Origin of the sequence: Streptomyces humidus (assembly GCF_014649655.1) — a bacterium.
Lineage (GTDB): Bacteria > Actinomycetota > Actinomycetes > Streptomycetales > Streptomycetaceae > Streptomyces > Streptomyces humidus.
In genome coordinates this window covers 136,144-158,551 of the sequence record NZ_BMTL01000022.1, presented here as the reverse complement: position 1 = coordinate 158,551, position 22,408 = coordinate 136,144, and the positions used below count along the sequence as shown (strand labels likewise).

Below are 22,408 nucleotides of genomic sequence, written 5' to 3'. Positions count from 1 at the left end.
AGCTCCTGATGTTCGACTCCGTGCGCGACGATCTGCGCGCCACCCTCGACGAGATCCGCGCCGCCGGGCTGCACAAGCCCGAGCGCGTCATCGGCAGCCCGCAGTCGGCCACCGTCGCCGTCACCGCCGGCGGGCGGCCGGGCGAGGTCCTCAACTTCTGCGCCAACAACTACCTCGGCCTCGCCGACCATCCCGAGGTGATCGCCGCCGCGCACGAGGCCCTCGACCGCTGGGGCTACGGCATGGCGTCCGTGCGCTTCATCTGCGGGACGCAGGAGGTGCACAAGGAGCTGGAGGCGCGGCTCGCGGCCTTCCTCGGCCAGGAGGACACGATCCTGTACTCCTCCTGCTTCGACGCCAACGGAGGCGTCTTCGAGACGCTCCTCGGCCCCGAGGACGCGGTCATCTCCGACGCCCTCAACCACGCCTCCATCATCGACGGCATCCGGCTGTCCAAAGCCCGCCGCTTCCGCTACGCCAACCGCGACCTGGCCGACCTGGAACGGCAGTTGAAGGACGCGTCCGACGCACGTCGCCGGCTGGTCGTCACCGACGGCGTGTTCTCCATGGACGGCTACGTGGCGCCCCTCGCCGAGATCTGCGACCTCGCCGAGCGCTACGACGCGATGGTCATGGTCGACGACTCGCACGCGGTCGGCTTCGTCGGCCCCGGCGGCCGGGGCACGCCCGAGCTGCACGGCGTGATGGACCGCGTCGACATCATCACCGGCACCCTGGGCAAGGCGCTCGGCGGCGCGTCCGGCGGTTATGTCGCCGCCCGCGCGGAGATCGTCGCCCTGCTGCGCCAGCGCTCGCGGCCCTACCTGTTCTCCAACACCCTCGCCCCGGTCATCGCGGCGGCCTCGCTCAAGGTCCTCGACCTGCTGGAGTCGGCCGACGACCTGCGCGTGCGCCTGCGGGAGAACACGGCCCTGTTCCGCCGCCGGATGACGGACGAGGGCTTCGACGTCCTGCCCGGCGACCACGCCATCGCCCCCGTGATGATCGGCGACGCGGCGAAGGCGGGCCGGATGGCCGAGCTGTTGCTGGAGCGCGGGGTGTACGTGATCGGGTTCTCGTACCCGGTGGTCCCGCAGGGGCAGGCGCGCATCCGCGTCCAGCTGTCCGCCGCGCACTCCACGGACGACGTGAACCGGGCCGTGGACGCCTTCGTCGCGGCGCGGGCGGAGCTGGGGGAGACGGAGCCGGCGGCGGTCTGAACCGGCGGCCGTCCGAGCGGCCCGGACATATTGCGATAATCGGTCCCATGATCGAAGCACGGCGGCTCCACATCCTGCGTGCGGTGGCCGACCACCGCACCGTGACGGCGGCTGCCGCCGCGCTGTACCTCACCCCGTCCGCGGTCTCCCAGCAGCTGACGGCCCTGGAGCAGGAGACCGGCCACCGGCTCGTCGAGCGCGGCGCCAAGGGCGTACGGCTCACCCCGGCCGGGGAGATCCTGCTCGCGCACGCCCACGCCGTCCTGGCCCAGCTGGAGCGGGCCGAGGCCGAGCTGGCCGCCTACAGCTCCGGTGCGGCCGGCACGGTCACGGTGGCCGCCTTCGCGACCGGCATCGCGCTGGTCGTGGCGCCCGCGGTGGCCCGGCTCGCCGGGACCGCCCCGGGGATCAGGATCCGCGTCCAGGACGCCGAGGGCGACGCGAGCCTGCCGATGGTGCTCGACCGGCAGGTCGACGTCGCCGTGGCGGTCGAGTACCGCGGCGCCCCGGCCGCCGACGACCCGCGCCTCGCGCACGTCCCGCTCTACGCCGAGCCCTTCGACGCGGTGGTGCCCGTCACGCACCGGCTCGCCGACGCTCCCGAGGTCCCCCTCGCCGAGCTGGCCAAGGACTGCTGGATCGGCCCCTACCCCGGCAACCCCTGCCATGACGTGGTCGTCCTGGCCTGCGAGAGCGCCGGCTTCCAGCCCCGGCTGGAGCACTCCTCGGACGACTTCCGCGCGGTCGTCGCCCTGGCCTCGGCGGACGCGGGCGTGGCGCTCGTGCCGCGTTCGGCGCTGCGCGGCATGGACCTCACCGGCGTGGTGGTGCGCCCCGTCGACGGCGTGGCGCCGACCCGGCGCGTCTTCGCCGCCGTACGCCGGGGCGCCGAGGGGCACCCGCTGATCCGGCCGGTGCTCGAGGCGCTGCGCGAGGCGGCCCGGGTGTGAGACCTGCGCGCCGCTGCCGTCTCATTTGCGGAGGCGGCCGCGGGGCGGCTCGCCGTCCGGCGGCCCGGGACGGCGACGGGCAGGGGCAGGCGTCGGGGGCCTGTCCTTCCCGGACAAGCCCGGCAGCCGCCGTCGCGCCGAACGCGTCGAGTCGAGGGTCCAGCGGGACGCCCGCGTGCGTGTTCGCGGCCGCGCCAGGCCTCCGCCCTGCCCGCGACGGCGGGCAGCCCCGCCGAACGCCTCCACCGCACCGCCGGCCGGACCCGGACGGGCATGATCCCCGGCTGCGCGGCCGACGGGCTGCGCGGCCGGGTGGGTGTCAGTGGCAGCCGCTACCGTGCGGAGCATGCCGGACGCCGAAGACGTACGCCGTATCGCCCTGTCCCTGCCGGACACCACGGAGAAGACCGCCTGGAGCATGCCCACCTTCCGGGTAGCGGGGAAGATGTTCGCCACCCTGCCGGAGGAGGAGACCTCCCTGGCCGTGCGCTGCCCCAAGGAGGAACGCGACGAACTGGCCCTCGCCGAGCCCGGCAAGTTCTGGATCGCCGGCCACGAGGCCCAGTTCGCCTGGGTGAGGGCCCGGCTGTCCGCCCTGGAGGACGAGGACGAACTGCGGGACATCCTCGCCGACTCCTGGCGGCAGGCGGCCCCGCCGCACCTGCTGGAGGCGTACCCGGAACTGGGGCGTCCCCCCGGCGAATGACGGTGTCCCGGCGGCCGGGTGAGGGGAGAAACGGGTGCGCGACCACCGACCCGAGTGCGGTATGGTTTCCCTGCACGTTCGGCCAGGGGAAACCCCAGGTCAGGCGGGCACCGGGACGTGGCGCAGCTTGGTAGCGCACTTGACTGGGGGTCAAGGGGTCGCAGGTTCAAATCCTGTCGTCCCGACTGGAGACAGTCGCACATCAGGGCCGGTTTCGGAGGAATCCGAAACCGGCCCTTGATCATTCTTGGGGACCAGTCGGGGACCGGTGCCCCTGACCGGGGTCAGCGGGTCACGACGATCGGGCTCGGCAGCGAGCGAGGTGCGCGGAGCACGCTGAGGTGTGCGGAGAGCGCCGCCCCGGTGGCCGTGATCTTGTGTACGTCGGGGTGCAGGTAGCGCTGTCCGGCAAGCGGCGACGTGCCTTCACCATCGCTGTCTCTCGCGGTCAAAGTGGGCCCGGAGGCGCACTCCCGCTCCGCTCACCGCCATCTCAGTGAATCTCGGGGCGGCCATCGGCACCGTGGACTGCCGAGAAACCATGATCAGCGAGTATGCGTTCATCGGCCCCTCAGACATCGGGCCTCAATCATTGTGGAGTGGTGATGAGGCGTTTCCGCCTGGCCGTCGTGGGCACGGCCGCGTTTGTGGCGATTGCTGCCGTGAGTGGGTGTTCCAATGGCGGCGGAGGTTCCTCGAACTCGACGACAGTGACGCCGTCAAAGGTCACCCCGACCAGCACGCCGACCGGTGCTCAGGCCATGGTGAAGACTGCCTCGTCCGGCAAGCTCGGCACCATTCTGGTCAGCGGGACGGGCCGCACCCTGTACCTGTTCGAGGCCGACAAGTCGACGACTTCGACCTGTAACGGGGCGTGCGCCGCGGCCTGGCCGCCGCTGCTGACGTCAGGGTCACCGTCGACCGGCGGCTCGGCGCAGTCCAAACTGCTGGGCACGTCGAAGCGGTCCGACGGCAAGACGCAGGTCACCTACAACGGGCACCCGCTCTACCTTTACGCGGGAGACTCCAAGGCGGGCGACACGAACGGCCAGGCTCTCAACCAGTTCGGCGCCGAGTGGTACGTACTCGACGCCGGCGGCAACAAGGTCGACCGGAGCTGACCGGTGACGACCGAATGAACAGGCTGTCGACGTGATGTCGAGGAACGGTCGGCGAGCCCACCGTCGGCCCACTCCATCGCGGGCCGTCGCTGTCGCGCTCGTCGTCGCCCTGCCGGTGGCTACGGCGGTGGCGATCTGGGTGACCGGCCGGCATCACAGCCCTCAGTACACAACGAGTCTCTTCGGCGCTCAGGGCGCCGACGCGGTCACTCTCAAGGCCCGCCTGGGCTCAGCTCTGTTCGGCCTTGCGATCGTCCAACTTCTGCTGGCCCTCTGGATGTACGGGCGGCTCCCCGCCCTCACTGCCGCGCCCCGCCGCGTCCGCACCGTGCACCGCGTGGTGGGATGGGCGGCCTTCCTGCTGTCTGTGCCCATCGCCCTCCACTGCGTCCGCACCTACGGCGTGGAGACCACGAGCACCCGGGTCTTCATGCACTCGGTCGCCGGCTGCGTGTTGTACGGGGCCATCGTCGCCAAGGTGCTGGTGGTACGAAGCCGCCGACTGCAGGGCTGGATGCTCCCAGCCGCCGGAGGCATCCTGTTCGGCGCCATCGGGGTGCTGTGGTACTCGGCCGCGCTGTGGGCCCTCAACGGGTTCGCCGCTCCTGGTCTGTAGCCGACGCCCGGCACCAGCGCACCGCGCCGCATCGCCCAACTCCCCACCCGCTACCCCCACCTCGCCATCCAGCCGGTACGCGGCAACCTGATCCCCGGACTCAGACTCACCCGCCTCGATGCCGGCGAAGGCGACAAGCCGCTCGACGCCCTCGTGGTCTCCTGTGCCGGACTGTGCCGGGTGTCTCAGGCGGACCGTGCCACCCGGCTCATCCCGACCTCCGGCGGCCCAGGATCCGGCGCGGGACAGCGAGGGCGCTCGGCCCGTTGCCCGTCGCCGCGCCGACCGGCGGGCACGGCCCGGTCGATCAGCGCAGCCTGCGCAGCTCGCGCAGCTCTTCCACCTTGGTCAGCCGTGCCACGGCGACGTAGACCAGGCAGAGGGCGAGGACGCCGGCGACGAGGGCGGCGGCGTTCGGAAGGGTTCCGTCGCCGAGCCGGGCCGCGCAGGCCCGGTCGGCCGCCCACCCCGCGGCGGCGGCCAGGCCCGCCGCCGCCAGCAGCTTGGTGTAGGTGCGGCGCAGCGCGCCGTCGTCCAGCCGGCCCCCGGTCCTTCCGCGCAGCACCCGGGCGGTGAGGGCGAGGCCCGCCAGACAGGACACGGTGTAGGCCCCGGCCATGCCGGTCACCGACCAGCGGTCGGGCAGCAGCAGGTGGCAGGCGGTGGCCAGGGTGATGTTCACCGTCGCGATCCAGACCGCCAGGAAGAACGGGGTGCGGGTGTCCTCGAACGCGTAGAAGCCGCGCAGCAGGAGGTACTGCGCGGAGAACGGGATCAGTCCGAGTCCGAAGACCTGGAGCATGTGCCCGAGCGGCTGTGCCGACGCCGCGTCGGCCGCACCGTGCGCGAAGAGCAGGGCGGAGATGCGAGGGCCGAGTGCCAGGAAGAGGAACGCGGCCGGGACGATGACGACGCCGCTCACCCGCAGCCCGCGCGACAGGTCCGCCCGCACGTCCGCGATCCGTCCCTGCGCCACGGCACGGCTCATCCGCGGCAGCAGCGCCGTCACCAGGGAGACGGTGACCACCGACTGCGGCAGCATCCAGATGGTCTGCGCGTACGTGTACGCCGTGTAGCCCGCTCCGGCGTCCGGCAGCTTCTGGTCGACCGCGTTGGCGTAGTTGGTGACCACCGTCAGCGATACGAGGTTCGTCAGCACCAGCAGCAGGGTCCACTTGGCGGCGTGGACGCCCGAACCCAGGCCGGAGCCGCGCCAGTCGAACCGCGGCCGGAGCCGGAAACCGGCGGCCCGCGCGAACGGGACCAGCGCGAGGGCCTGCACCGCGATCCCGGCCGTCGTGCCGACGCCCAGCAGCCTGACCTGGGCGGCGGTGATGTCCTCCACCCGCTCCGGCACGGTCATCAGAGCGAGATAGGCGCCGAACATGCCCAGCAGGACGACGTTGTTGAGGACGGGGGTCCACATCATCGCGCCGAACCGCTCACGGGCGTTGAGGACCTGGCCGTAGATGTTGAACAGGCCGTAGAAGAAGATCTGCGGGAGGAGGAAGCGGGCGAAGACCACGGTGAGCCGGTACGCCTCGTGGGTCTGCGGGGTGTCGCGGATGTACAGCGAGATGATCAGCGGGGCCGCCCACACGGCCAGCGCGGTCCCCACGGCGAGGACGGACACGACGAGGGTGACGAGCCGCTGCTCGTACGCCCGGCCGCCGTCGGGGTGCGTGGCCCTGGCCCGCACCAACTGCGGTACCAGCACGGCGTTGAGGGCCCCGCCGATCAGCAGGATGTAGATGCTGGTCGGCACCGTGTTGGCCGTGTTGTACGTGGTGGCCAGCAGGCCGGTGCCCAGGGCGGCGGCCTGGAGTACCTGACGGATCAGCCCGGTCGCCCGCGAGGCGACCGTGCCCAGCGCCATCAGCGCGGAGGAACGGGCCGCCCCGCCCTTGCGCGCCGTGCGTTCCTCGATCTGCGGTTGTGTCGTCGCCCCCATCCGGTCAACCTACGCCATCGTGATCGGAATCTCCGAACTCCCTTGCTCGGTAAGCCGGTTGGGCGGGGCAGGGAGGGACCGGGCAGGCGCGGGCCGTCACCGGCGGCGGACGCGGCCTCCTCGTGGCGGGCTGATGAACTGCAGTTCCAACGTGGCCGGCGGGGCCGCGAGGCCCGGACCGCCGGCGGCCGCCCAGGCCAGGATCTCCTGGGTGCAGTCGTCGTCCATGGCGAAGCCCACCCAGGTGGCCCGGCCGCCGGCCCGGCGTCCGTCGGCGGAGGGCTGCACGACCACCACGTTCGCCCGGTCGCAGGGTCCGAGACAGTCCGTCGTACGGACCTCGAAGCCGCCGTCCGACGCCGCCGCGCGCAGCCGCTCCAGCTGCCAGGCGTGGTCGAAGCCGGGGTGCTTGCGGGCGACGCCGCAGCAGCAGCCCCGGCACACGACCACGGTGCAGGGCCGGCGGGCGGCCGCGCCGATCGCCGTCCGCCCGCCGGCCGCGCGCTGCGACGGAACCGCGACGCGTTCGGCCCCCCGGCCGGTCGGCCGGTCAGCCATGCCGGTCGGCCACGTCGTCCGCCTGCCGTTCAGCCACGAGGTCCAGCCATGCCGTTCAGGAGGCCGAGAGGCCCACATGGGCCAGGGCCTGGCGCAGCAGGAACCCGTGGCCGCCGGGCATCTCGCTCTGCACCGTCAGTGACGCCGCCTCCTGCGGGCTGAACCACACCAGGTCCAGCGCGTCCTGCCGGGGCCGGCAGTCGCCGGTCACCGGCACGATGTAGGCCAGCGACACCGCGTGCTGCCGGGGGTCGTGGTACGGCGTGACGCCCTGCGTGGGGAAGTACTCGGCCACCGTGAACGGCTGGAGCGAGGTCGGCACGCGGGGCAGGGCCACCGGGCCGAGGTCCTTCTCCAGGTGACGCAACAGGGCGTCCCGGACCCGCTCGTGGTGCAGGACCCGGCCGGAGACCAGGGTCCGGCTGACGTTGCCGTCCGGCCCCATCCGCAACAGCAGGCCGACGCTGGTGACTTCGCCGCTGTCGTCGACGCGCACGGGCACGGCCTCGACGTACAGGATCGGCATACGGGCGCGCGCCATCTCGAGCTCGTCGGCGCTCAGCCAACCCGGAGTGGTTTCGGTCAAGTCAGACATTGCTTGATCATACTTTCAGTGTCCGTCGGGAAGCCGGTAGACCCGGCGGGCGTTGTCGGCTGCGGCCCAGCGGGCCAGGCGCAGCGCGTCGGGCAGGCTCAGCTCGTCGGCGTCCACCCGGTCCTGGAGCAGCTCGCCCAGTCCCCTGCGGAACGCCAGCGCGCCGAGGCCGTAGAACTCGGCCAGACCGTAGGCGTCGGAGCTGTACAGCAGTTTGCGGAACGGTGTGATCTCCAGCGCCTCCTCCAGGACCGCCCGCGCTCGCACGGGACCCACGTGGTGCAGGGTGAGCCCCACGTCCAGATACACCTGCTCGAACACCGCGGCCAGGAAACCCGCCTGCCGCTGGTAGGGCCAGCAGTGCAGGAACAGCACCGGGATCGTGCCCGCGGTGAGGTGCAGCCAGTCCGTGAGATGCGTGGGGTCCACCCGGTGCAGGCGGATGTCGTGGTCGCCGAAGCCGGTGTGCAGCTGGAGCGGCAGGCCCAGGTCGACGGCCGTCCACAGCAGGTGCCGCACCAGCACCGGCTCGTCCAGCCGTCCGCCGCGGGCCAGCCAGCGCCGCGCGGCCCGGGTGACCTCCGCCTCCGCGGGCCTGGCCGGGTCGAGCTCGAAGCCCGTGCGGTACGCGGCCACCGACTTCACCGCGACCACCCCCGGCCGCCGTACCGCGTCCAGCGCCGCCGCCCGGAACGCGTCGGCGTAGCCGTCCGCGTCGACGCCCCGGGCGGCGACGGCCTCGGCGACCGCCTCCAGCCGGACGATCTCGTGGCCGACCGCCGCGCCCCCGCCCGCGGCCAGCTCCGCCACGGTGGTGACGCGGTGCTGCGCGAACCCGGTGTCGACGCAGAACACGCCGGTGCGGGCGGCCGTGAGGAAGCGCCGGTTCACCTCGCGGGGCCCCAGCTCGGCGCGTCGTGCGAGATAGACGTCGGCGGGGGCGTGCCGCTCCAGGTCGAGCAGCGGCGCGCAGTGCCGGCGCACGGCCACGCCCACCGGGGTGTCGAAGGTCGACATGCCGGGCCAGCGGTCGCCCTCGGTGAGCAGGGCCTCGAACCCGGGCCGGTCCAGGGGGTCGACGACGACGCCGTGGCAGTGGTGGTCCACGAGCTCCAGCCCGGCCAGCGCCTCGTGGACCGCTCCGCGGGGCATGTCAGTACTTCCAGCGGTAGGCCGCCGCCACCCGCTCGTCGTCGAGGCCGTCGACGGCGTCGATCTCGCCCTGGCGCACGGCGGTCACCGCGTCGGCGAGGACCGGGCCGAGCGCGGCCCGCAGCACCTCGTCCCCGCGGAAGGCGGCGACGGCCTCGGCGAGCGAAGCCGGCAGCCGCCGCACGCCCCGGGCGGCGGCCTCCTCGGCGTCCAGCCGCACCGGATCCCCTCGCGTCTCCTCGGGCAGGACGGCGCCCGAGGTCAGCCCGGCCAGGCCCGCGGCGATCAGGCTGCCGAGCGCGAGGTAGGGGTTGGCGGCCAGATCGACCGGCTTGACCTCGAGGTTCGCCTGCTTCGCGCGCCGTCCGGCGGTGCCCCGCACCAGGCGCAGCGCGCACTCACGGGTCTCCAGGCCCCAGGCGGTGAACACCCCCGCCCACTGGGAGGGCTTGAGGCGCAGATAGCTGGCCGGGCTGGGCGCGGTCACCGCGGTGAGCGCCGGCAGCCGGGCCAGGACGCCCGCCGCGAAGGCCTCCGCTTCGGCGGTCATCCCGTGCCGCCGTTCGCCGCCCGTGTGCAGGTTCACGCCCTCGCGCCAGGCGGACAGATGGACGTGTCCGCCGTTGCCGACACCCTGCGCGAGGACCGCGGGGGAGAAGGAGACCCGCAGGCCGTGCCGCCGGGCCACCGCGCGGATCGTCTGGCGGACGAGCACACTGCGGTCGGCCGCCGCCACCGGGTCGAGGGCCCCTACCGAGATCTCGAACTGGCCGGGCGCGTACTCGGGATGGATCTGGTCGACGTCTACGCCCTGCGCCGCGCACGCGGCCAGCACTTCGGCGGTGTACTCACTCAGCTCGACCTGCCGGATCGCGCCGTACGCCGGGCCCGTGGCCGCCGGGACGAACTCCCCGTCGGGCGCGGAGTCCAGGCCGACCGCCCACTCGATCTCGAAAGCCGCCTTGAAGCGCAGACCGTGCTCGCGGGCCGCGTCCGCGACGACGTGCCGCAGGAAGGTGCGGGAGCACCCGGGGTGGCGTCCGCCCTCCTGCGTGACGCGGTCGACCGGCGCCCAGGCCCAGCCCGGCTGCCCGGCCAGCACCACCAGCCGTTCCAGGTCGGGGTAGAGGCGCAGGTCGCCGTCCGGGGAGCCCAGCACGTCCGTGGCGACGGCGGCGTCGTTCGCGAGGAACGTGTCGAACACCGGCGACATGCCGACGCCCCAGGCCGTCGCCGAGGCCAGGGCGGTCGTGGGGACCGTCTTCACTCTGCCGATGCCCGCGGTGTCGACGTAGGCCAGGACGACTCCGTGCACGCCTCTCCCGGTCAGCTCCCCGGACAGCGCGTCCGCCCGCTCGACGTCTCCGGGACGTCCGCCCGGGACGGGATCGGCAAGAGTGGTCATACGTCCTCCACAGCGGTGCGACGAGGTGCCCCGCGCACCCGGCGGGCCGGGCGGGCGGGAGCGCGTACCGGACGTACGTCAGGGTTTCACGGCCACCGCTCCGTACTGCGGCACCACCGCGAGCAAGTCGGCCTCCCCGCGCCAGCGCGAGCACGACACCAGGCCCGGTTCCAGCAGCTCCAGGCCGTCGAAGAACGCGGCGATCTCCGCGCCGCTGCGGGCGGTGATCGGGGGCTTGGCGTTCTCGTTCCAGAACTTCATCGCCGGGATCTGGCCCTCGCCGCCCACCTCGCTGTCGTGGGTGGGGTGCGTGAGGACCAGGAAGCTCCCGGAGGGGACGTCGGCCATGACCCGGCGGACGATGTCCCGCGCCGCCTCCACGTCCAGGACGAAGTTCAGGATGCCCAGCATCATCACCGCGACCGGGCGGGTGAAGTCCAGGGTGCCCGAAGCCCGTTCGAGGATCGCGGCCGGATCGTGCACATCGGCGTCGATGTAGTCGGTGACGCCCTCGGCGGTGCCGGTCAGCAGGGTGCGTGCGTGCGCCAGGACGATGGGGTCGTTGTCGACGTAGACGACCCGGGCGTCGGGTGCGACACGCTGCGCGATCTCGTGGGTGTTGTCGGCCGTCGGCAGCCCGGTGCCGATGTCGAGGAACTGCCGCACCCCGCGCTCCCCGGCGAGGTGGCGGACCGCCTGCCCCAGGAACCAGCGGTCCGCGCGGGCGACCTCCCGGATGAGCGGGAACATCCCGGCGACGTGCTCGCCGACACCGCGGTCGACCTCGTAGTTGTCCTTGCCGCCGATCCAGTAGTTCCACACCCGCGCGTTGTGCGCCACGCTGGTGTCCAGCCGTGCCGGCCCGCTCACGTGACCGCCCCTTCCCACGTCCCGGCCCGTGTCGCGGGCCCCTGGCCGTCATTGTGCCGCCGGATGATCACCGCTGTCCCCGGTAGGGTGAAAAACCGCTGATCCCGTACAGGAAGCACGACATGCCCTACACCCACGTCCCCGGTCCGACCGCCCCCGAGCCGTCGGCCGACGCCGTCGACATACGCCTGGTCGTCACCGACATGGACGGCACCCTGCTCGACGACGACAAGCGCGTCCCGGCTGGGCTGTGGGAGGTGCTGGAGCGGCTGCGCGAGCGCGGGGTGCTGTTCAGCCCGGCGAGCGGACGCCAGTACGCGTCCCTCGCCCGGGAGTTCGCCGACGTCGCCGACGGCATGGTGTTCATCGCCGAGAACGGCGCCTACGTGGTGCGCGACGGCGAGGAGCTGAGCTCCGACCCGCTGGACCCGGACGTGGTCGCGCGGGTGGTGGCGACGGCGCGGCGGCTCACGGCCGACGGCGTCGACATGGGCGTCGTCGTCTGCGGCAAGCGGTCGGCGTACGTCGAACGGTCCGACGAGCCCTTCCTGGCCGAGGTCGCCAGGTACTACGTCCGTCACCGGGTCGTCGAGGACGCCGCAGCCGTCGACGACGAGATCGTCAAGGTCGCCCTGTTCGACTTCGGCTCCGCCGAGGAGGGCACCGCCCCGGCGCTCGCGCCCTTCGCGGACACCCACCAGGTCGTGGTCTCCGGCGAGCACTGGGTCGACGTCATGAACCGCACCGCCCACAAGGGCGCGGCCCTGCGCCGGCTCCAGCGGGAGCTGGGCATCACCCCCGCGCAGACCATGGTCTTCGGCGACTACCTCAACGACCTGGAGATGCTGGACGCCGCCGAGTGGTCCTTCGCGATGACGGGCGCCCACCCGGAGGTCGTCCGCCGGGCCCGTCACCTGGCCCCGTCCAACAACGACAACGGCGTGCTGCGCACCGTCGTGCGCCTGCTGGGCCTGCCGGTGGCCGGGATCTGACCCTGCTCGCACCCCCTGTCCCGGCCGAACGGCCGAGAGACCCCGCCCCGCTCCCGGCCGTCGGGCCTAGGCTTCGGGCAGTGGAGGACCGGGGAAGCGGAACGCGGCCCCGGCCGGTGCGGGAGAGGGAGCGCCATGCGCGAAGCGGCCGTCGTCGCCCGGCTGACCCGGGAGATCACCTCGGGGCTCGATGCCGGTGGACCGCCCGGTCGCCTGGCGGACTTCTACCAGGATCTGCACCGCTGGCCGGAGCTCTCCTTCCGGGAGCACCGCACCGCCGCGAAGCTCGCCGGGCGGCTGCGTGCGGCCGGGTACGAGGTGACCGACGGCGTGGCGCGGACCGGCGTGGTCGGGGTCCTGGTGAACGGCGAGGGGCCGGTGGTGTGGCTGCGCGGCGACATGGACGCGCTGCCGGTGCCCGAGGCGACCGGACTGCCCTACGCCTCGGAGGTCGACGGGGTGATGCACGCCTGCGGCCACGATCTGCACGTGACCTGGCTGGCGGCCGCCGCCGAGGCGCTCGCCGCCGCCCGCGAGACGTGGTCCGGGACGCTCGTCGTGGTCGGCCAGCCCGCGGAGGAGGCGGGGGGCGGCGCGGCGGCCATGGTCGCGGACGGAATCCACGAGCGGTTTCCCCGTCCCGACGTCCTGTTCGGCCAGCACGTGGCGCCGGGCCTCGCCGGTTTCTATCCCCACACCCCCGGCCTGACCCTGACCGCCTCGGACGACGTCGACGTGGTCGTGCACGGCGTGGGCGGGCACGGCTCGCGGCCCGAGTCGACCGTCGACCCGGTCGTGACGGCCGCGTACGTCGTGACCCGGCTGCAGACCGTCGTCTCGCGCGAGGTCGCGGCGAACGAGGCCGTGGTGCTCACGGTGGGCCGGTTCCACGCCGGCACCACGTCCAACATCATCCCCGCCGAGGCGCGGCTCGGGCTGAACGTGCGCACCCAGGACGTCCGGGTGCGCGAGCGCGTCCTCGCCGCGATCCGGCGGGTGGTGGAGGCGGAGTGCGCCGCCGCCGGCTGCCCGCTCCCCCCGGACGTGACCGTGGTGGCCGGCTGCCCGAACACCGTCAACGACCCTTCCCTGGACGGTGAGATCGCCGCCGTGCACCGTGAACTCTTCGGGCCGGGAACGGTGTTCGACTTCGGGCAGGCGGTGGGCAGCGAGGACTTCTCCCTCCTCGCCCCGCAGGGCGTGCCGTACGACTACTGGTACGTCACCTCGACCCCGGAGACGGTCTGGGAGACGGCGCGGGGAGAGGAACTGAAGGAGAAGGTGGCCGCGGTGCCGGGCAACCACAGCCCGTTGTTCGCGCCGGACCTCTCGGTGCTGGCGCCGGGCGTGCGCACACTCGTGTCGGCGGCGCTGTCCCGGCTCGCCGACTGAGGCAGGCGCCCGTCGCCCGGTTCCGGGCCCGGGGCGGCCGGCTACGGCCTGAGCGGGTCGTGGCCGATCGTCATCAGACGGTGACGCCGGCGCGTCTCCTCCGCCTCGGGCGCCTCGGGCTCGTTCTCCGCGTCCGCCTGCCCGGCGACGGTGTCCACGACCCGGTACATGACCTGGACGTCGTCCTCGGTCAGGTCGGTGCGCCGTTTCTGCAGGATCGCGAGGACGTGCTGTCCGGTCGCGACGCCCGCCCGATCGGGCAGCGGGTCCGCGTTCTCGTCGGCGTCGCGGACCCGCAGCCAGGCGGCCAGCTCCTGCGAGGTCATGTTCACGGCGCGGTGGAAGTCCTCCCACAGCGCGTCCAGTTCCAGGGCGTCGGTCATGGCAGGCCTCTCTCCCGCTGGGTCCGGCGGGTCACTTCTCGTGCGGCCAGTTCTCCGCCTCGAACATCCAGCGCTGCTTCTCCAGCTCGGCGGTGACGGCGATCAGCAGGTCCTGGGTGACCGGGTCGGCCTCGTCGGTCGCCGTGATGCGCTCGCGCAGCCGGGCGATGGCCGCCCCCAGCGTCTGCGCGATCACCGTGACGACGTCCTCGTCGCGCAGCCAGCCGTCCTTGGGGGAGGGCAGGGTGAAGGCCGAGGCGATCGTCTCCGGGCGGCCGTCCGGCGGCAGTCCCAGCGCCGCGGCGCGCTCGGCGACCGTGTCGGCGAAGGTACGGGCCGTGGTGACGACCTCGTCCAGCTGGAGGTGGATCGAGCGGAAGCGCGGGCCCACGATGTTCCAGTGCGCCTGCTTCCCGATCAGGGAGAGGCCCAGAAGGTCCACGAGGGTGTTCTGCAACGCGTCGAAGGTGACCTGGCGGGCGGGTTCGGGCAGCGGGCTCTTCACGACGGTCATACGGGACTCCTCCTCTTCGCGTCCTGTCCGGCGACACGGAGCAGTTCCGCGCGTTCGTCCTCGCCGGTGCCGCCCCACACCCCCGAGATCTGTGGGGTGCCCAGGGCGTAGGACAGACATGCGGTGCTGACCGGACACCGGGCGCACACGCGTTTGGCCTCGGCGGCCTCCCGCAGCGCTGGCCCGGCCGTGCCCACGGGGAAGAACAGCTCGGGGTCCTCGCCCACACAGGCGGCAGCGCGCAACCACTCCATGAGGGCGCGGGTGCCCCGGGTGAACCGCTGCAAACAGGGGGTTCGCCCGTTCCGCCTCAGGACGGGACGACACGGTCCAGGAACCGCGTCACGTCCGCGAACACCTCGGCCCTGTTCGTCTCGTGGAAGACCTCGTGCCGGGCGCCCGGGTAGATCCGCTCGGTGTGCGTGCCCGCGGTCAGCCGCTCCACGCCGACACGGCTGCCGGCCGGCGGGACCAGCCGGTCGTCGTCGCCGTGCAGCCACAGCACGGGCAGCCGGCCGACGTCCCCCTCCTCGGCCACCCTCGTCAGGGTCCGCTCGAAGGCCTCCAGCGTCGGCCGCTTCATCGGCCCGTGCCAGACCAGCGGATCCGCCGCGTAGGCCGCGCCGACCGCCGGGTCGCGGGAGAGGGCGGCAGGGCTGACGGGGACGTCCGGGATCTCCTCGTGGGCGAGCAGCCGGCCGGGCAGCGCCCAGTCCCCGATCACCGGGCCGGAGAGCACGAGTGCGGCGAGCCGGCCGCCGTGGCGCTGGGCGTACCGGGCCGCGATCAGACCGCCCATCGAGTGCCCGATCACGACCAGGGGGAGACCGGGACGGCCCGGGAGCCCGGGATGGACGGAGCGCGCCAGACCGGCCGCGCTGTGCACGTCGTCGACGACGTCCTCGAAGTCCTCGATGACCACGCGCTCGCCCTCCGACCTGCCGTGCCCCACGTGGTCGGGCGCGAACACGGCCGCGCCGTGCCCCTCGAGGACGCCGGCGAGTTCGGCGTAGCGGCCGCCGTGCTCGCCGTAGCCGTGCACCAGCAGGGCCAGGTACCGGGGGCGCGGGCCGGACCGCTCCAGCACGGCGATCGCGCCGCGGGTCCCGGTGAGGACGTGTCGGGGCATCCGCTCCTCCAGCTGAGTCGGCGAAGTCTTCGAGGATCTTCCCAGGGGGTCGGACCGTGGTCCACAGTCGAAGACCAGCAGCGCTGACCAGGGAGTCCGCGCGGGCGGTCGAGAAATGGACCGGACGCACGAGCCGGGTGGGCCCGGGGCGCTCACCAGGCGAGACGGCCTGGGGGCGGCGGCCGGACGTGCGTAGCATCGACCTCTGCATGAACATGATGACGTTGTGGCACATCACCGGCTGGGGGTTCGCCGCGCTCGCCCTCGCGGCCCTGCTGGTCGGCTTCTCCAAGACGGCCGTCAGCGGCGCCAACACGGTCAGTCTGGCGATCTTCGCGGCGGTCCTGCCCGCCAAGGCCTCCACGGGCGTTCTGCTGCCGATCCTGATCGCGGGCGACGTCCTGGCCGTCCTCACCTACCGGCGGCACGCCCACTGGCCCACGCTGTGGCGGCTGTTCCCGGCGGTCGCGGCCGGCGTGGTCCTCGGCACGCTGTTCCTGGTGTGGGCCGACGACGGGGTGGTGCGCACGTCCATCGGCGCGATCCTGCTGCTGATGGCGGGCGTCACGGTGTGGCGGCGCCGCACGGGCGACGCGACGGACGAACCCGGCGCCGTGGCCACCCGGTCCGGCCGGATCAAGGCCCGCTCCTACGGAGTCCTCGGCGGCTTCACCACGATGGTCGCCAACGCCGGCGGTCCCGTGATGTCGCTGTACCTGCTCTCGGCCGGCTTCCGCAAACTCGGCTTCCTCGGCACCTCCGCCTTCTTCTTCCTGATCGTCAACGTCGCCAAGGTCCCGTTCAGCGCGGGCCTCGGCCTGATCGACGGCCGCTCGCTGCTCCTGGACCTGGCACTCGTCGCGTTCGTCGTCCCCGGCGCCCTGCTGGGCAAGTGGGCGGTGCACCGCATCGACCAGCGGCTGTTCGAGCAGCTGGTGATCGCGGCGACGGTGGTGGGCGCCCTGCAACTGCTTCTGCGCTGAGGAGCGCGACGACGCGGCTGCGCCACCCCGGAGGACGCGGCCCCGCTACTCCCGGTCCGGGTTGCGGCGCAGCAGATAGGTGTCCATGATCCAGCCCTTGCGCTCACGGGCCTCGGCGCGCAGCCGCTCGATGCGGGGCCCCGCCTCGGCGACCGGCCCCGAGACGAGGATCTCGTCCGGGGTGCCTATGTACGCACCCCAGTAGATGTCGATGTCGTCCTCGGCGTACTGCCGGAAGGTCTGGTGGGCGTCGAGCATCACCACGACGTCGTCGACCCCCTCGGGAAAGCCTTCGGCGAGCCGCCGGCCGGTCGTGATCTGCACGGGCCGCGCGACCCGGTTCAGGTTCGTGCGATGCCGGGCGACGAGCGCCGAGACACTGCTGATCCCGGGGACGACGTCGTACTCGAAGGCCACCGAGCCGCGGGCGAGGACCTCCTGGAGGATGCCCAGCGTGCTGTCGTAGAGCGCGGGGTCGCCCCACACGAGGAACGCGCCGCGCTCGTCCTCGCCGAGCTCCTCGGCGATCAGCCGCTCGTAGATGTCGGCGCGCGCGCCGCGCCAGTCGCCGACGGCGGGGGAGTAGGCCGCGCCCCCGGCCCGGCGGTCGCGCTCCGGGTCCCGCGCTTCGACCACCCGCCAGCCGCCCTCGGGCAGGTGCGTGTCCAGCATGTCGTGGCGCAGCCGCGTCAGATCGCTCTTGACCTCGCCCTTGTCCAGGACGAAGAACACGTCCGTGTCGCGCAGCGCGCGCACCGCCTGGAGGGTCAGCTGGTCGGGATCGCCGGCGCCGATACCGATGACATGAATGCTTCGCACGCGACGAGTCTGCCGTACCCCACCGACAGCGACGGCGCCGGGTCAGCGCAGTCGCGGCGCCACGGCCCTCGCGTCCACGGCCGCGCCGGTGCGCTCCACCGACTCCGCCAGCTCCCGCGCCCAGCGCGCCAGCCCGGCGAGATCCATCCCGTACGGACGGTCCTCGCCCGCGCCCGCGGCCCACTCCGCGACGGCCGCCGCGCCGCGCCGCAGCAGTCGCGCCCCGCCCGCGAGGTTGCCCCGGGCCGTGTGCGTGAGGCCCACCGCGAGCTGGGCGAGTCCGCGCCACAGGGCGCGCTCGCCGTCGGGGCGCGACTTCCAGGCGTCCTCGAAGACCTCGTGCGCGTGGAACGGCTTTCCGGCGTCCAGCAGTGCCTGCGCCTCGGCGACCGTGTCCTGCGGGGTGCGCACGACGCCCTCGGGCTGCCGCTCCACCCCGTCCACGCCGTACGGCAGGGGCCGTCCGAGCCCGTCCCGCGGCCGGGCGTTGCGCGCCCGCCCCTCGGCGTCCCGGTCCCGTGCGGCGGCGCTCCGGCCGCCGCCCGTGTCTCCTGTGCTGCCCCGACGGTCCATACGACGATTGTCCCGTGCCCGGGCCGCTTTCGGCGCAGCGCCCGGCGTGGGGTAAAGTGCTGTTCGCGCGATCACACGGCGAACACCGTGGAAAGCGCACCGGGACGTGGCGCAGCTTGGTAGCGCACTTGACTGGGGGTCAAGGGGTCGCAGGTTCAAATCCTGTCGTCCCGACTTTTCGAAGTCGCAGGTGAAGGGCCGTTTCAGAGGAGATCTGAAACGGCCCTTCGCCATGTTCGGGCACCGGCCGGGGCCGACGCACCCAGAGGTGCGGCGACATGTTCGGGAGCCTGCTCACCAGCACATCTTCCGCCCGGGCCGGCCTCCCCTGGCCCGACGTCCGCGGAGGGCCGGCGCTCCCTCCTTCCTTGCGCAGTACGGGTTTCTTACGCAGTACGGGTGAATGAACCGGTGATTCCGTTCGGTTCGGTGTCAGGTCTTTTACGGTTCTGCGTGGATCCGGGGGCCGCGGATGAGGCCTTGCGGGCCGGGGACCGGTCGGAAGGCGTACCAGATGTCAGGGCTGGGGGAGTCGTCGCCGGACGCGCTCATGGTCCGGACGGGACGCTGCCACCGGACCTGGGCGCGGATCCGGGCACGGACGTGGGCGCGGACCTGGGGAGCGGCGGGCGTGGCATGTCTCGTGGGAGCAGCGCTGACGTTCGGCGGGCCGTGGGCCGCCGGAGGCGACGCGGTGCGGATGGCGGCTTTCGGGCCGTCCGCCGGTTGCTGGGGGCTGGCGGCCTCCCTGATGCTCCGCGCGAGGGGAACGACGGGACGGGTGCGGACACGTCTGCTGTTGTTGGGGGGTTCCGCGGTCGTCGGAGGCGTGTACCGGGCAGCGGTCACCGTGCTGCCGGCTCAGCCGCCGGTTTCGGGACGGGACACACGGTCGTTGCTGGGCTCGGTGGTGGTCACCGGAGTCACGCTGACGGTCGGCCTGGGGCTCGCCGGGCTGGTGGTCGCCGCCGATGCCGGCACGGGCCGCCATGTGCTGCTGCGGCGGGTGCTCGACGGGATCGTCACCGCCGGTGCCGTGTTCATGGCGGGATGGGTACTGCTGCGGGGGGCCGGGGACGGCTGGCGGCTGGGGCCGGGACTGGTGGGCGTCCTGTGGGCCGCGGAAGTCGTGTTCCTCAGTTTCCTGTTCTCCCTGCGCCGTCTTGTACGGAGCGACCAGAGAGCCACCCTGTGGGTCGGGATCGCCGGACTGTCCCTCATGCTGGTCGGCGACACCCTGCGCCTGTGGGCGGTCGGCCCGCACGGTCCCCAGGTGATGTTCTGCCGGCTGGTCGACACCTGCGCCACCGCGGGACTGCTGGTCGTCGCCGTCGGCCCCTGGGTGCCCGGCGGGGCCAGTGCCCTGGGCGCCGTTCAGCCGTCGAGGCGATCGGGGATGGAGGGAGCGGCGGCGTTCGTTCCCCTGACGGTCTGCACGGCCACGACGCTGGAATACGTGCTGGCTCCGCCTGCCCGGGACCCGGTGCCGCTGCTGGTCGGCGGAGCGGCGCTGCTGAGCCTCTGGGCTCGCCAGAGGTTGCTGCCGAGAGAGAACACCGGACGCGACGACTGAATCGGCGGACGCCCTCTCTCCGCCCCCCCCCGCCGAGCGCCTGCCCGTCGCGGCCCGTCGCGGGGGGCCGCGCTCGGAACCACCCGTGCCGACCGTCGGCGGCGCGACCGGAGAGGAGCCGGCCGGGGCCGCCCCGAGCCGACCGGGAAACAGCGCTCCCGGCGGACGCCGCGCACCGGGGTCCGGGGGTGACCGGGCGGTAACCGGGGAGGCTAGGCTGAGATCATGCCGTCCCCCCGTCGCACCGCGCGACAGTCCGAGCTGCTGGAACGACTTGTCGCGCTGCTCACGGAGGAGGGGTTCTCGGACTTCACCCTGGACGACCTCGCCGAGCGGCTGCGCTGCTCCAAGACGACCCTCTACCAGCTGGCCCGCAGCAAGCAGGGGCTGGTGGTGGAGGCCGTCAAGCACTACTTCCGCGGAGCGACCGAGGCGGTCGAGAAGCGGGTGGGGCAGACCGTGGACCCCTCGGACCGGGTCCGCGTGTACCTGAGCGCCGTCGCCGAACAGCTGCGCCCGCTCTCGCGCCGGTTCCTCCAGGACGTAGCGGACTTCCCGCCCGCCCGCGAGGTGTACGAGGCCAACACGCGGATGGCCGCGGAGCGGGTGCGCCGGCTGATCGCCGAGGGCGTCTCCGACGGCGCCTTCCGCGAGGTGCACGCCGCGTTCGTCGGAGAGGTCGCCGCCGCGACCATGCGCCAGATCCAGCAGGGCGAGCTCAAGGCGCGCACCGGGCTCACCGACGCGGAGGCGTACGAGCAGCTCGCCTCGCTGATCGTGCACGCCGTCTCCTCCTGACTCCCGCGCGTCCGACCGGCGCATTCCCTCCTGCGCGGGGTGCCGCGGAGCACCCTCGTGGCGTACTGTTGATGATACGTTCGTACACACGCCAGTATCATTCACGGTACTGTCAGCACTTCTACGTGGAGGTCACCATGCCTGCCACTCGCGCCCTGCCGACCGAGGAAGCCGTCGAGCTCATCCAGCTCACGCGCACGCTCGCCGCCAAGGAACTCGCGCCCCGGGTCGCCGACGCGGAGGCGGACGGGGCCTTTCCCCGGGACGTCTTCCGCACCCTCGGGCGCAGCGGCCTGCTCGGGCTGCCCTTCGCCGAGGAGTTCGGCGGCGCGGACCAGCCCTACGAGGTGTACCTCCAGGTGCTGGAGGAGGTCGCCGCCGTCTGGTCGAGCGTCGCCGTGGGCATCTCCGTGCACGCGCTGTCCTGCTTCCCGCTGGCCCGCTTCGGCACCGACGAGCAGCGGCGCAGGTGGCTGCCGGAGATGCTCGGCGGTGACCTCCTGGGCGCGTACTGCCTGTCCGAGCCGCACGCCGGCTCCGACCCTGCGGCGATGCTCACCCGCGCGGTGCGCGACGGCGACTCCTATGTCCTGAACGGCTCCAAGGCCTGGACCACCCACGGCGGTTACGCCGACTTCTACACGGTGATGGCGCGTACGTCCGAGGACCGCACCCACGGCATCTCCTGTTTCCTGGTCCCGGCGGACGCCCCCGGGCTGAGCGCCGACCCGCCGGAGCGGAAGATGGGCCTGACGGGCTCGGCGACCGCGACCATGCGTCTCGACGACGTCCGGGTGCCCGTGGAGCGCCGGATCGGCGAGGAGGGGCAGGGACTGAAGATCGCGCTCGCCTCCCTCGACTGCGGCCGGCTCGGCATCTCGGCCGTCGCCACCGGGCTCGCCCAGGGGGCCCTGGACCACGCGGTGCGCTACGCCCGCGAGCGGGAGACCTTCGGCAAGCCGATCATCGAGCACCAGGGCCTGGCGTTCGTGCTCGCCGACATGAGCGCCGCGATCGAGACGGCGCGGGCCGCCGCGCTGTCCGCCGCCCGCCTGAAGGACATCGGCGTGCCCTTCACACGGGAGGCGTCCATCGCCAAACTCGTGGCCACGGACAACGCCATGAAGGTGACCACGGACGCCGTGCAGGTCCTCGGGGGGTACGGGTACACCCGTGACTTCCCGGTGGAGCGTTACATGCGCGAGGCCAAGGTCATGCAGATCTTCGAAGGAACCAACCAGATCCAGCGCATGATCATCTCCCGTGCGCTGGACCGCGACGAGGGCGGTGTGCTCACCGTCCTCGGCAAGGAGTGATGATGCAGCTCGAGAACACCGCGGCCCTTGTCACCGGCGGTGCGTCCGGCCTCGGCGCGGCCACCGCGAAGGCCCTCGCCGGGCGCGGCGCCCGGGTCTTCGCCCTCGACCTCAAGGACGGCGTCGACAAGGCGCCCGAGGTCGACGGCGTCACCTACGTCCCCGCCGACGTCACCGACCCCGAGCAGGTGGGCGCCGCCGTCGCGACGGCGGCCGGCTCCGGCGTCCCGCTGCGGACGGTCGTCAACTGCGCGGGCATCGGCCCGTCGGCGCGGATCCTGGGCAAGAAGGGCGTCCACGACCTGGGTCTGTACGCCAAGGTGATCCAGATCAACCTGATCGGCACCTTCAACGTGCTCGCCCTCGCCTCCGAGGCCATCGCCGGGACCGAGGCGGACGGGGACGGCCAGCGCGGCGTCATCGTCAACACCGCCTCCATCGCCGCGTACGACGGCCAGGTCGGCCAGGCGGCCTACGCGTCCTCCAAGGGCGGGGTCGTCGGGCTGACGCTGCCCGCCGCGCGCGACCTCGCGCAGTACGGCATCAGGGTGTGCACCATCGCCCCCGGCATCGTGGAGACGCCGATGCTGGCCACGGTGTCGGAGGAGTTCCGGGCCTCGCTCGCGGCCGGCGTGCCCTTCCCGCGCCGGCTGGCCCGCCCCGAGGAGTACGCGCAGCTCGTGCTGTCGATCATCGGCCACGACTACCTCAACGGCGAGACCATCAGGATGGACGGCGCGCTGCGGATGGCCCCCAGGTAGCCCCGGCCCCCGTGCCGGACCGTCGCCCGCG

At 73.0% G+C, this 22,408-nt stretch carries 24 protein-coding genes, 2 tRNA genes and 1 pseudogene; 15 read left to right on the top strand and 12 right to left on the bottom strand.

All coding sequences use genetic code 11. The features are described 5' to 3' along the window. Nucleotides 1-8 precede the first annotated feature (8 nt). From IE239_RS25280 to IE239_RS43310, 7 genes and pseudogenes are all read left to right on the top strand, one after another. The gene (locus IE239_RS25280) at nucleotides 9-1,220 is read left to right on the top strand and encodes a glycine C-acetyltransferase (RefSeq protein WP_190151668.1); all 1,212 of its coding nucleotides are present in this window, start codon (nucleotides 9-11) and stop codon (nucleotides 1,218-1,220) included. A gap of 47 nt (nucleotides 1,221-1,267) precedes the next feature. Then, nucleotides 1,268-2,170 (top strand): LysR family transcriptional regulator, encoded by a 903-nt coding sequence (locus tag IE239_RS25275; protein WP_190151667.1) that lies wholly within the window; start codon nucleotides 1,268-1,270, stop codon nucleotides 2,168-2,170. Nucleotides 2,171-2,516: 346 nt separating this feature from the next. Beyond that, nucleotides 2,517-2,876, top strand: a complete 360-nt coding sequence (locus IE239_RS25270) for an MmcQ/YjbR family DNA-binding protein (protein WP_190151666.1) — start codon at nucleotides 2,517-2,519, stop codon at nucleotides 2,874-2,876. Nucleotides 2,877-2,987: 111 nt separating this feature from the next. Next, nucleotides 2,988-3,061, top strand: a tRNA-Pro gene (locus tag IE239_RS25265). A gap of 576 nt (nucleotides 3,062-3,637) precedes the next feature. After that, the gene (locus IE239_RS25260; RefSeq protein ID WP_229878299.1) at nucleotides 3,638-3,997 is read left to right on the top strand and encodes a COG4315 family predicted lipoprotein; all 360 of its coding nucleotides are present in this window, start codon (nucleotides 3,638-3,640) and stop codon (nucleotides 3,995-3,997) included. 34 nt (nucleotides 3,998-4,031) lie between these two features. Continuing rightward, a complete protein-coding gene (locus tag IE239_RS25255; protein ID WP_190151711.1) occupies nucleotides 4,032-4,613 on the top strand; it encodes a DUF6529 family protein in 582 nt (193 codons plus the stop codon). A gap of 21 nt (nucleotides 4,614-4,634) precedes the next feature. Further along, a pseudogene (locus IE239_RS43310) lies at nucleotides 4,635-4,817 on the top strand (hypothetical protein); the annotation flags it as partial. A gap of 103 nt (nucleotides 4,818-4,920) precedes the next feature. Here the strand turns inward: IE239_RS43310 and murJ are convergent. The 6 genes from murJ to IE239_RS25220 form a co-directional block, all read right to left on the bottom strand. Beyond that, the gene (murJ, locus tag IE239_RS25245) at nucleotides 4,921-6,564 is read right to left on the bottom strand and encodes a murein biosynthesis integral membrane protein MurJ (protein ID WP_190151665.1); all 1,644 of its coding nucleotides are present in this window, start codon (nucleotides 6,562-6,564) and stop codon (nucleotides 4,921-4,923) included. A gap of 96 nt (nucleotides 6,565-6,660) precedes the next feature. Then, nucleotides 6,661-7,122, bottom strand: coding sequence for a (2Fe-2S) ferredoxin domain-containing protein (locus IE239_RS25240; RefSeq protein ID WP_229878298.1), 462 nt, complete (start codon nucleotides 7,120-7,122; stop codon nucleotides 6,661-6,663). 55 nt (nucleotides 7,123-7,177) lie between these two features. After that, the gene (locus IE239_RS25235) at nucleotides 7,178-7,717 is read right to left on the bottom strand and encodes an NUDIX hydrolase family protein (RefSeq protein WP_190151664.1); all 540 of its coding nucleotides are present in this window, start codon (nucleotides 7,715-7,717) and stop codon (nucleotides 7,178-7,180) included. Between the two features lie 15 nt (nucleotides 7,718-7,732). Next, complete coding sequence (locus IE239_RS25230) at nucleotides 7,733-8,869, bottom strand: amidohydrolase family protein (RefSeq protein WP_190151663.1); 1,137 nt, start codon at nucleotides 8,867-8,869, stop codon at nucleotides 7,733-7,735. 1 nt (nucleotide 8,870) lies between these two features. Further along, nucleotides 8,871-10,274: a type I glutamate--ammonia ligase gene (locus IE239_RS25225; RefSeq protein ID WP_190151662.1), complete on the bottom strand. Its 1,404-nt coding sequence runs from the start codon at nucleotides 10,272-10,274 to the stop codon at nucleotides 8,871-8,873. Between the two features lie 78 nt (nucleotides 10,275-10,352). Further along, nucleotides 10,353-11,144 (bottom strand): SAM-dependent methyltransferase, encoded by a 792-nt coding sequence (locus tag IE239_RS25220; RefSeq protein ID WP_190151661.1) that lies wholly within the window; start codon nucleotides 11,142-11,144, stop codon nucleotides 10,353-10,355. 122 nt (nucleotides 11,145-11,266) lie between these two features. Between IE239_RS25220 and IE239_RS25215 the strand changes: the two genes are divergently transcribed. Both IE239_RS25215 and IE239_RS25210 read left to right on the top strand, forming a co-directional pair. Then, nucleotides 11,267-12,136, top strand: a complete 870-nt coding sequence (locus tag IE239_RS25215) for a Cof-type HAD-IIB family hydrolase (RefSeq protein WP_190151660.1) — start codon at nucleotides 11,267-11,269, stop codon at nucleotides 12,134-12,136. Nucleotides 12,137-12,271: 135 nt separating this feature from the next. Next, a complete protein-coding gene (locus IE239_RS25210) occupies nucleotides 12,272-13,528 on the top strand; it encodes an amidohydrolase (protein ID WP_190151659.1) in 1,257 nt (418 codons plus the stop codon). Between the two features lie 41 nt (nucleotides 13,529-13,569). Here IE239_RS25210 and IE239_RS25205 read toward each other — a convergent pair whose 3' ends face one another. Genes IE239_RS25205 through IE239_RS25190 form a run of 4 tightly spaced genes read right to left on the bottom strand, consistent with a single transcriptional unit; the run spans nucleotide 13,570 to nucleotide 15,554 of the window. Continuing rightward, a complete protein-coding gene (locus IE239_RS25205) occupies nucleotides 13,570-13,911 on the bottom strand; it encodes a DUF3140 domain-containing protein (protein WP_190151658.1) in 342 nt (113 codons plus the stop codon). Between the two features lie 31 nt (nucleotides 13,912-13,942). Continuing rightward, nucleotides 13,943-14,425, bottom strand: coding sequence for a Dps family protein (locus tag IE239_RS25200; protein WP_190151657.1), 483 nt, complete (start codon nucleotides 14,423-14,425; stop codon nucleotides 13,943-13,945). Then, nucleotides 14,422-14,679, bottom strand: coding sequence for a WhiB family transcriptional regulator (locus IE239_RS25195; RefSeq protein WP_190151656.1), 258 nt, complete (start codon nucleotides 14,677-14,679; stop codon nucleotides 14,422-14,424). The genes IE239_RS25200 and IE239_RS25195 overlap by 4 nt, the downstream gene beginning before the upstream one ends. Nucleotides 14,680-14,735: 56 nt before the next feature. Then, entirely contained in the window at nucleotides 14,736-15,554 is an 819-nt protein-coding gene (locus tag IE239_RS25190; protein WP_190151655.1) for an alpha/beta hydrolase, read from the bottom strand. A 209-nt stretch (nucleotides 15,555-15,763) separates the two neighbouring features. On the opposite strand from IE239_RS25190, the gene IE239_RS25185 reads away from it, so the two are divergent. Next, the gene (locus IE239_RS25185; protein WP_190151654.1) at nucleotides 15,764-16,537 is read left to right on the top strand and encodes a sulfite exporter TauE/SafE family protein; all 774 of its coding nucleotides are present in this window, start codon (nucleotides 15,764-15,766) and stop codon (nucleotides 16,535-16,537) included. A 45-nt stretch (nucleotides 16,538-16,582) separates the two neighbouring features. Here IE239_RS25185 and cobF read toward each other — a convergent pair whose 3' ends face one another. Both cobF and IE239_RS25175 read right to left on the bottom strand, forming a co-directional pair. Then, entirely contained in the window at nucleotides 16,583-17,356 is a 774-nt protein-coding gene (cobF, locus tag IE239_RS25180) for a precorrin-6A synthase (deacetylating) (RefSeq protein WP_190151653.1), read from the bottom strand. A gap of 42 nt (nucleotides 17,357-17,398) precedes the next feature. Next, nucleotides 17,399-17,929 carry a DUF309 domain-containing protein gene (locus IE239_RS25175; protein WP_190151652.1) on the bottom strand — a complete coding sequence of 177 codons (531 nt, stop codon included), beginning with the start codon at nucleotides 17,927-17,929 and terminating at the stop codon, nucleotides 17,399-17,401. Between the two features lie 100 nt (nucleotides 17,930-18,029). On the opposite strand from IE239_RS25175, the gene IE239_RS25170 reads away from it, so the two are divergent. The 5 genes from IE239_RS25170 to IE239_RS25150 all read left to right on the top strand — a co-directional run bounded on the left by IE239_RS25170 (nucleotide 18,030) and on the right by IE239_RS25150 (nucleotide 22,377). Further along, nucleotides 18,030-18,103, top strand: a tRNA-Pro gene (locus IE239_RS25170). Nucleotides 18,104-18,560: 457 nt separating this feature from the next. Further along, nucleotides 18,561-19,502, top strand: a complete 942-nt coding sequence (locus IE239_RS25165) for a hypothetical protein (RefSeq protein WP_229878297.1) — start codon at nucleotides 18,561-18,563, stop codon at nucleotides 19,500-19,502. Nucleotides 19,503-19,727: 225 nt separating this feature from the next. After that, complete coding sequence (locus IE239_RS25160; RefSeq protein ID WP_190151651.1) at nucleotides 19,728-20,300, top strand: TetR/AcrR family transcriptional regulator; 573 nt, start codon at nucleotides 19,728-19,730, stop codon at nucleotides 20,298-20,300. Between the two features lie 137 nt (nucleotides 20,301-20,437). Then, entirely contained in the window at nucleotides 20,438-21,616 is a 1,179-nt protein-coding gene (locus tag IE239_RS25155) for an acyl-CoA dehydrogenase family protein (protein WP_190151650.1), read from the top strand. Nucleotides 21,617-21,618: 2 nt separating this feature from the next. Further along, nucleotides 21,619-22,377, top strand: a complete 759-nt coding sequence (locus tag IE239_RS25150) for an SDR family NAD(P)-dependent oxidoreductase (protein ID WP_190151649.1) — start codon at nucleotides 21,619-21,621, stop codon at nucleotides 22,375-22,377. Nucleotides 22,378-22,408: the final 31 nt, after the last annotated feature.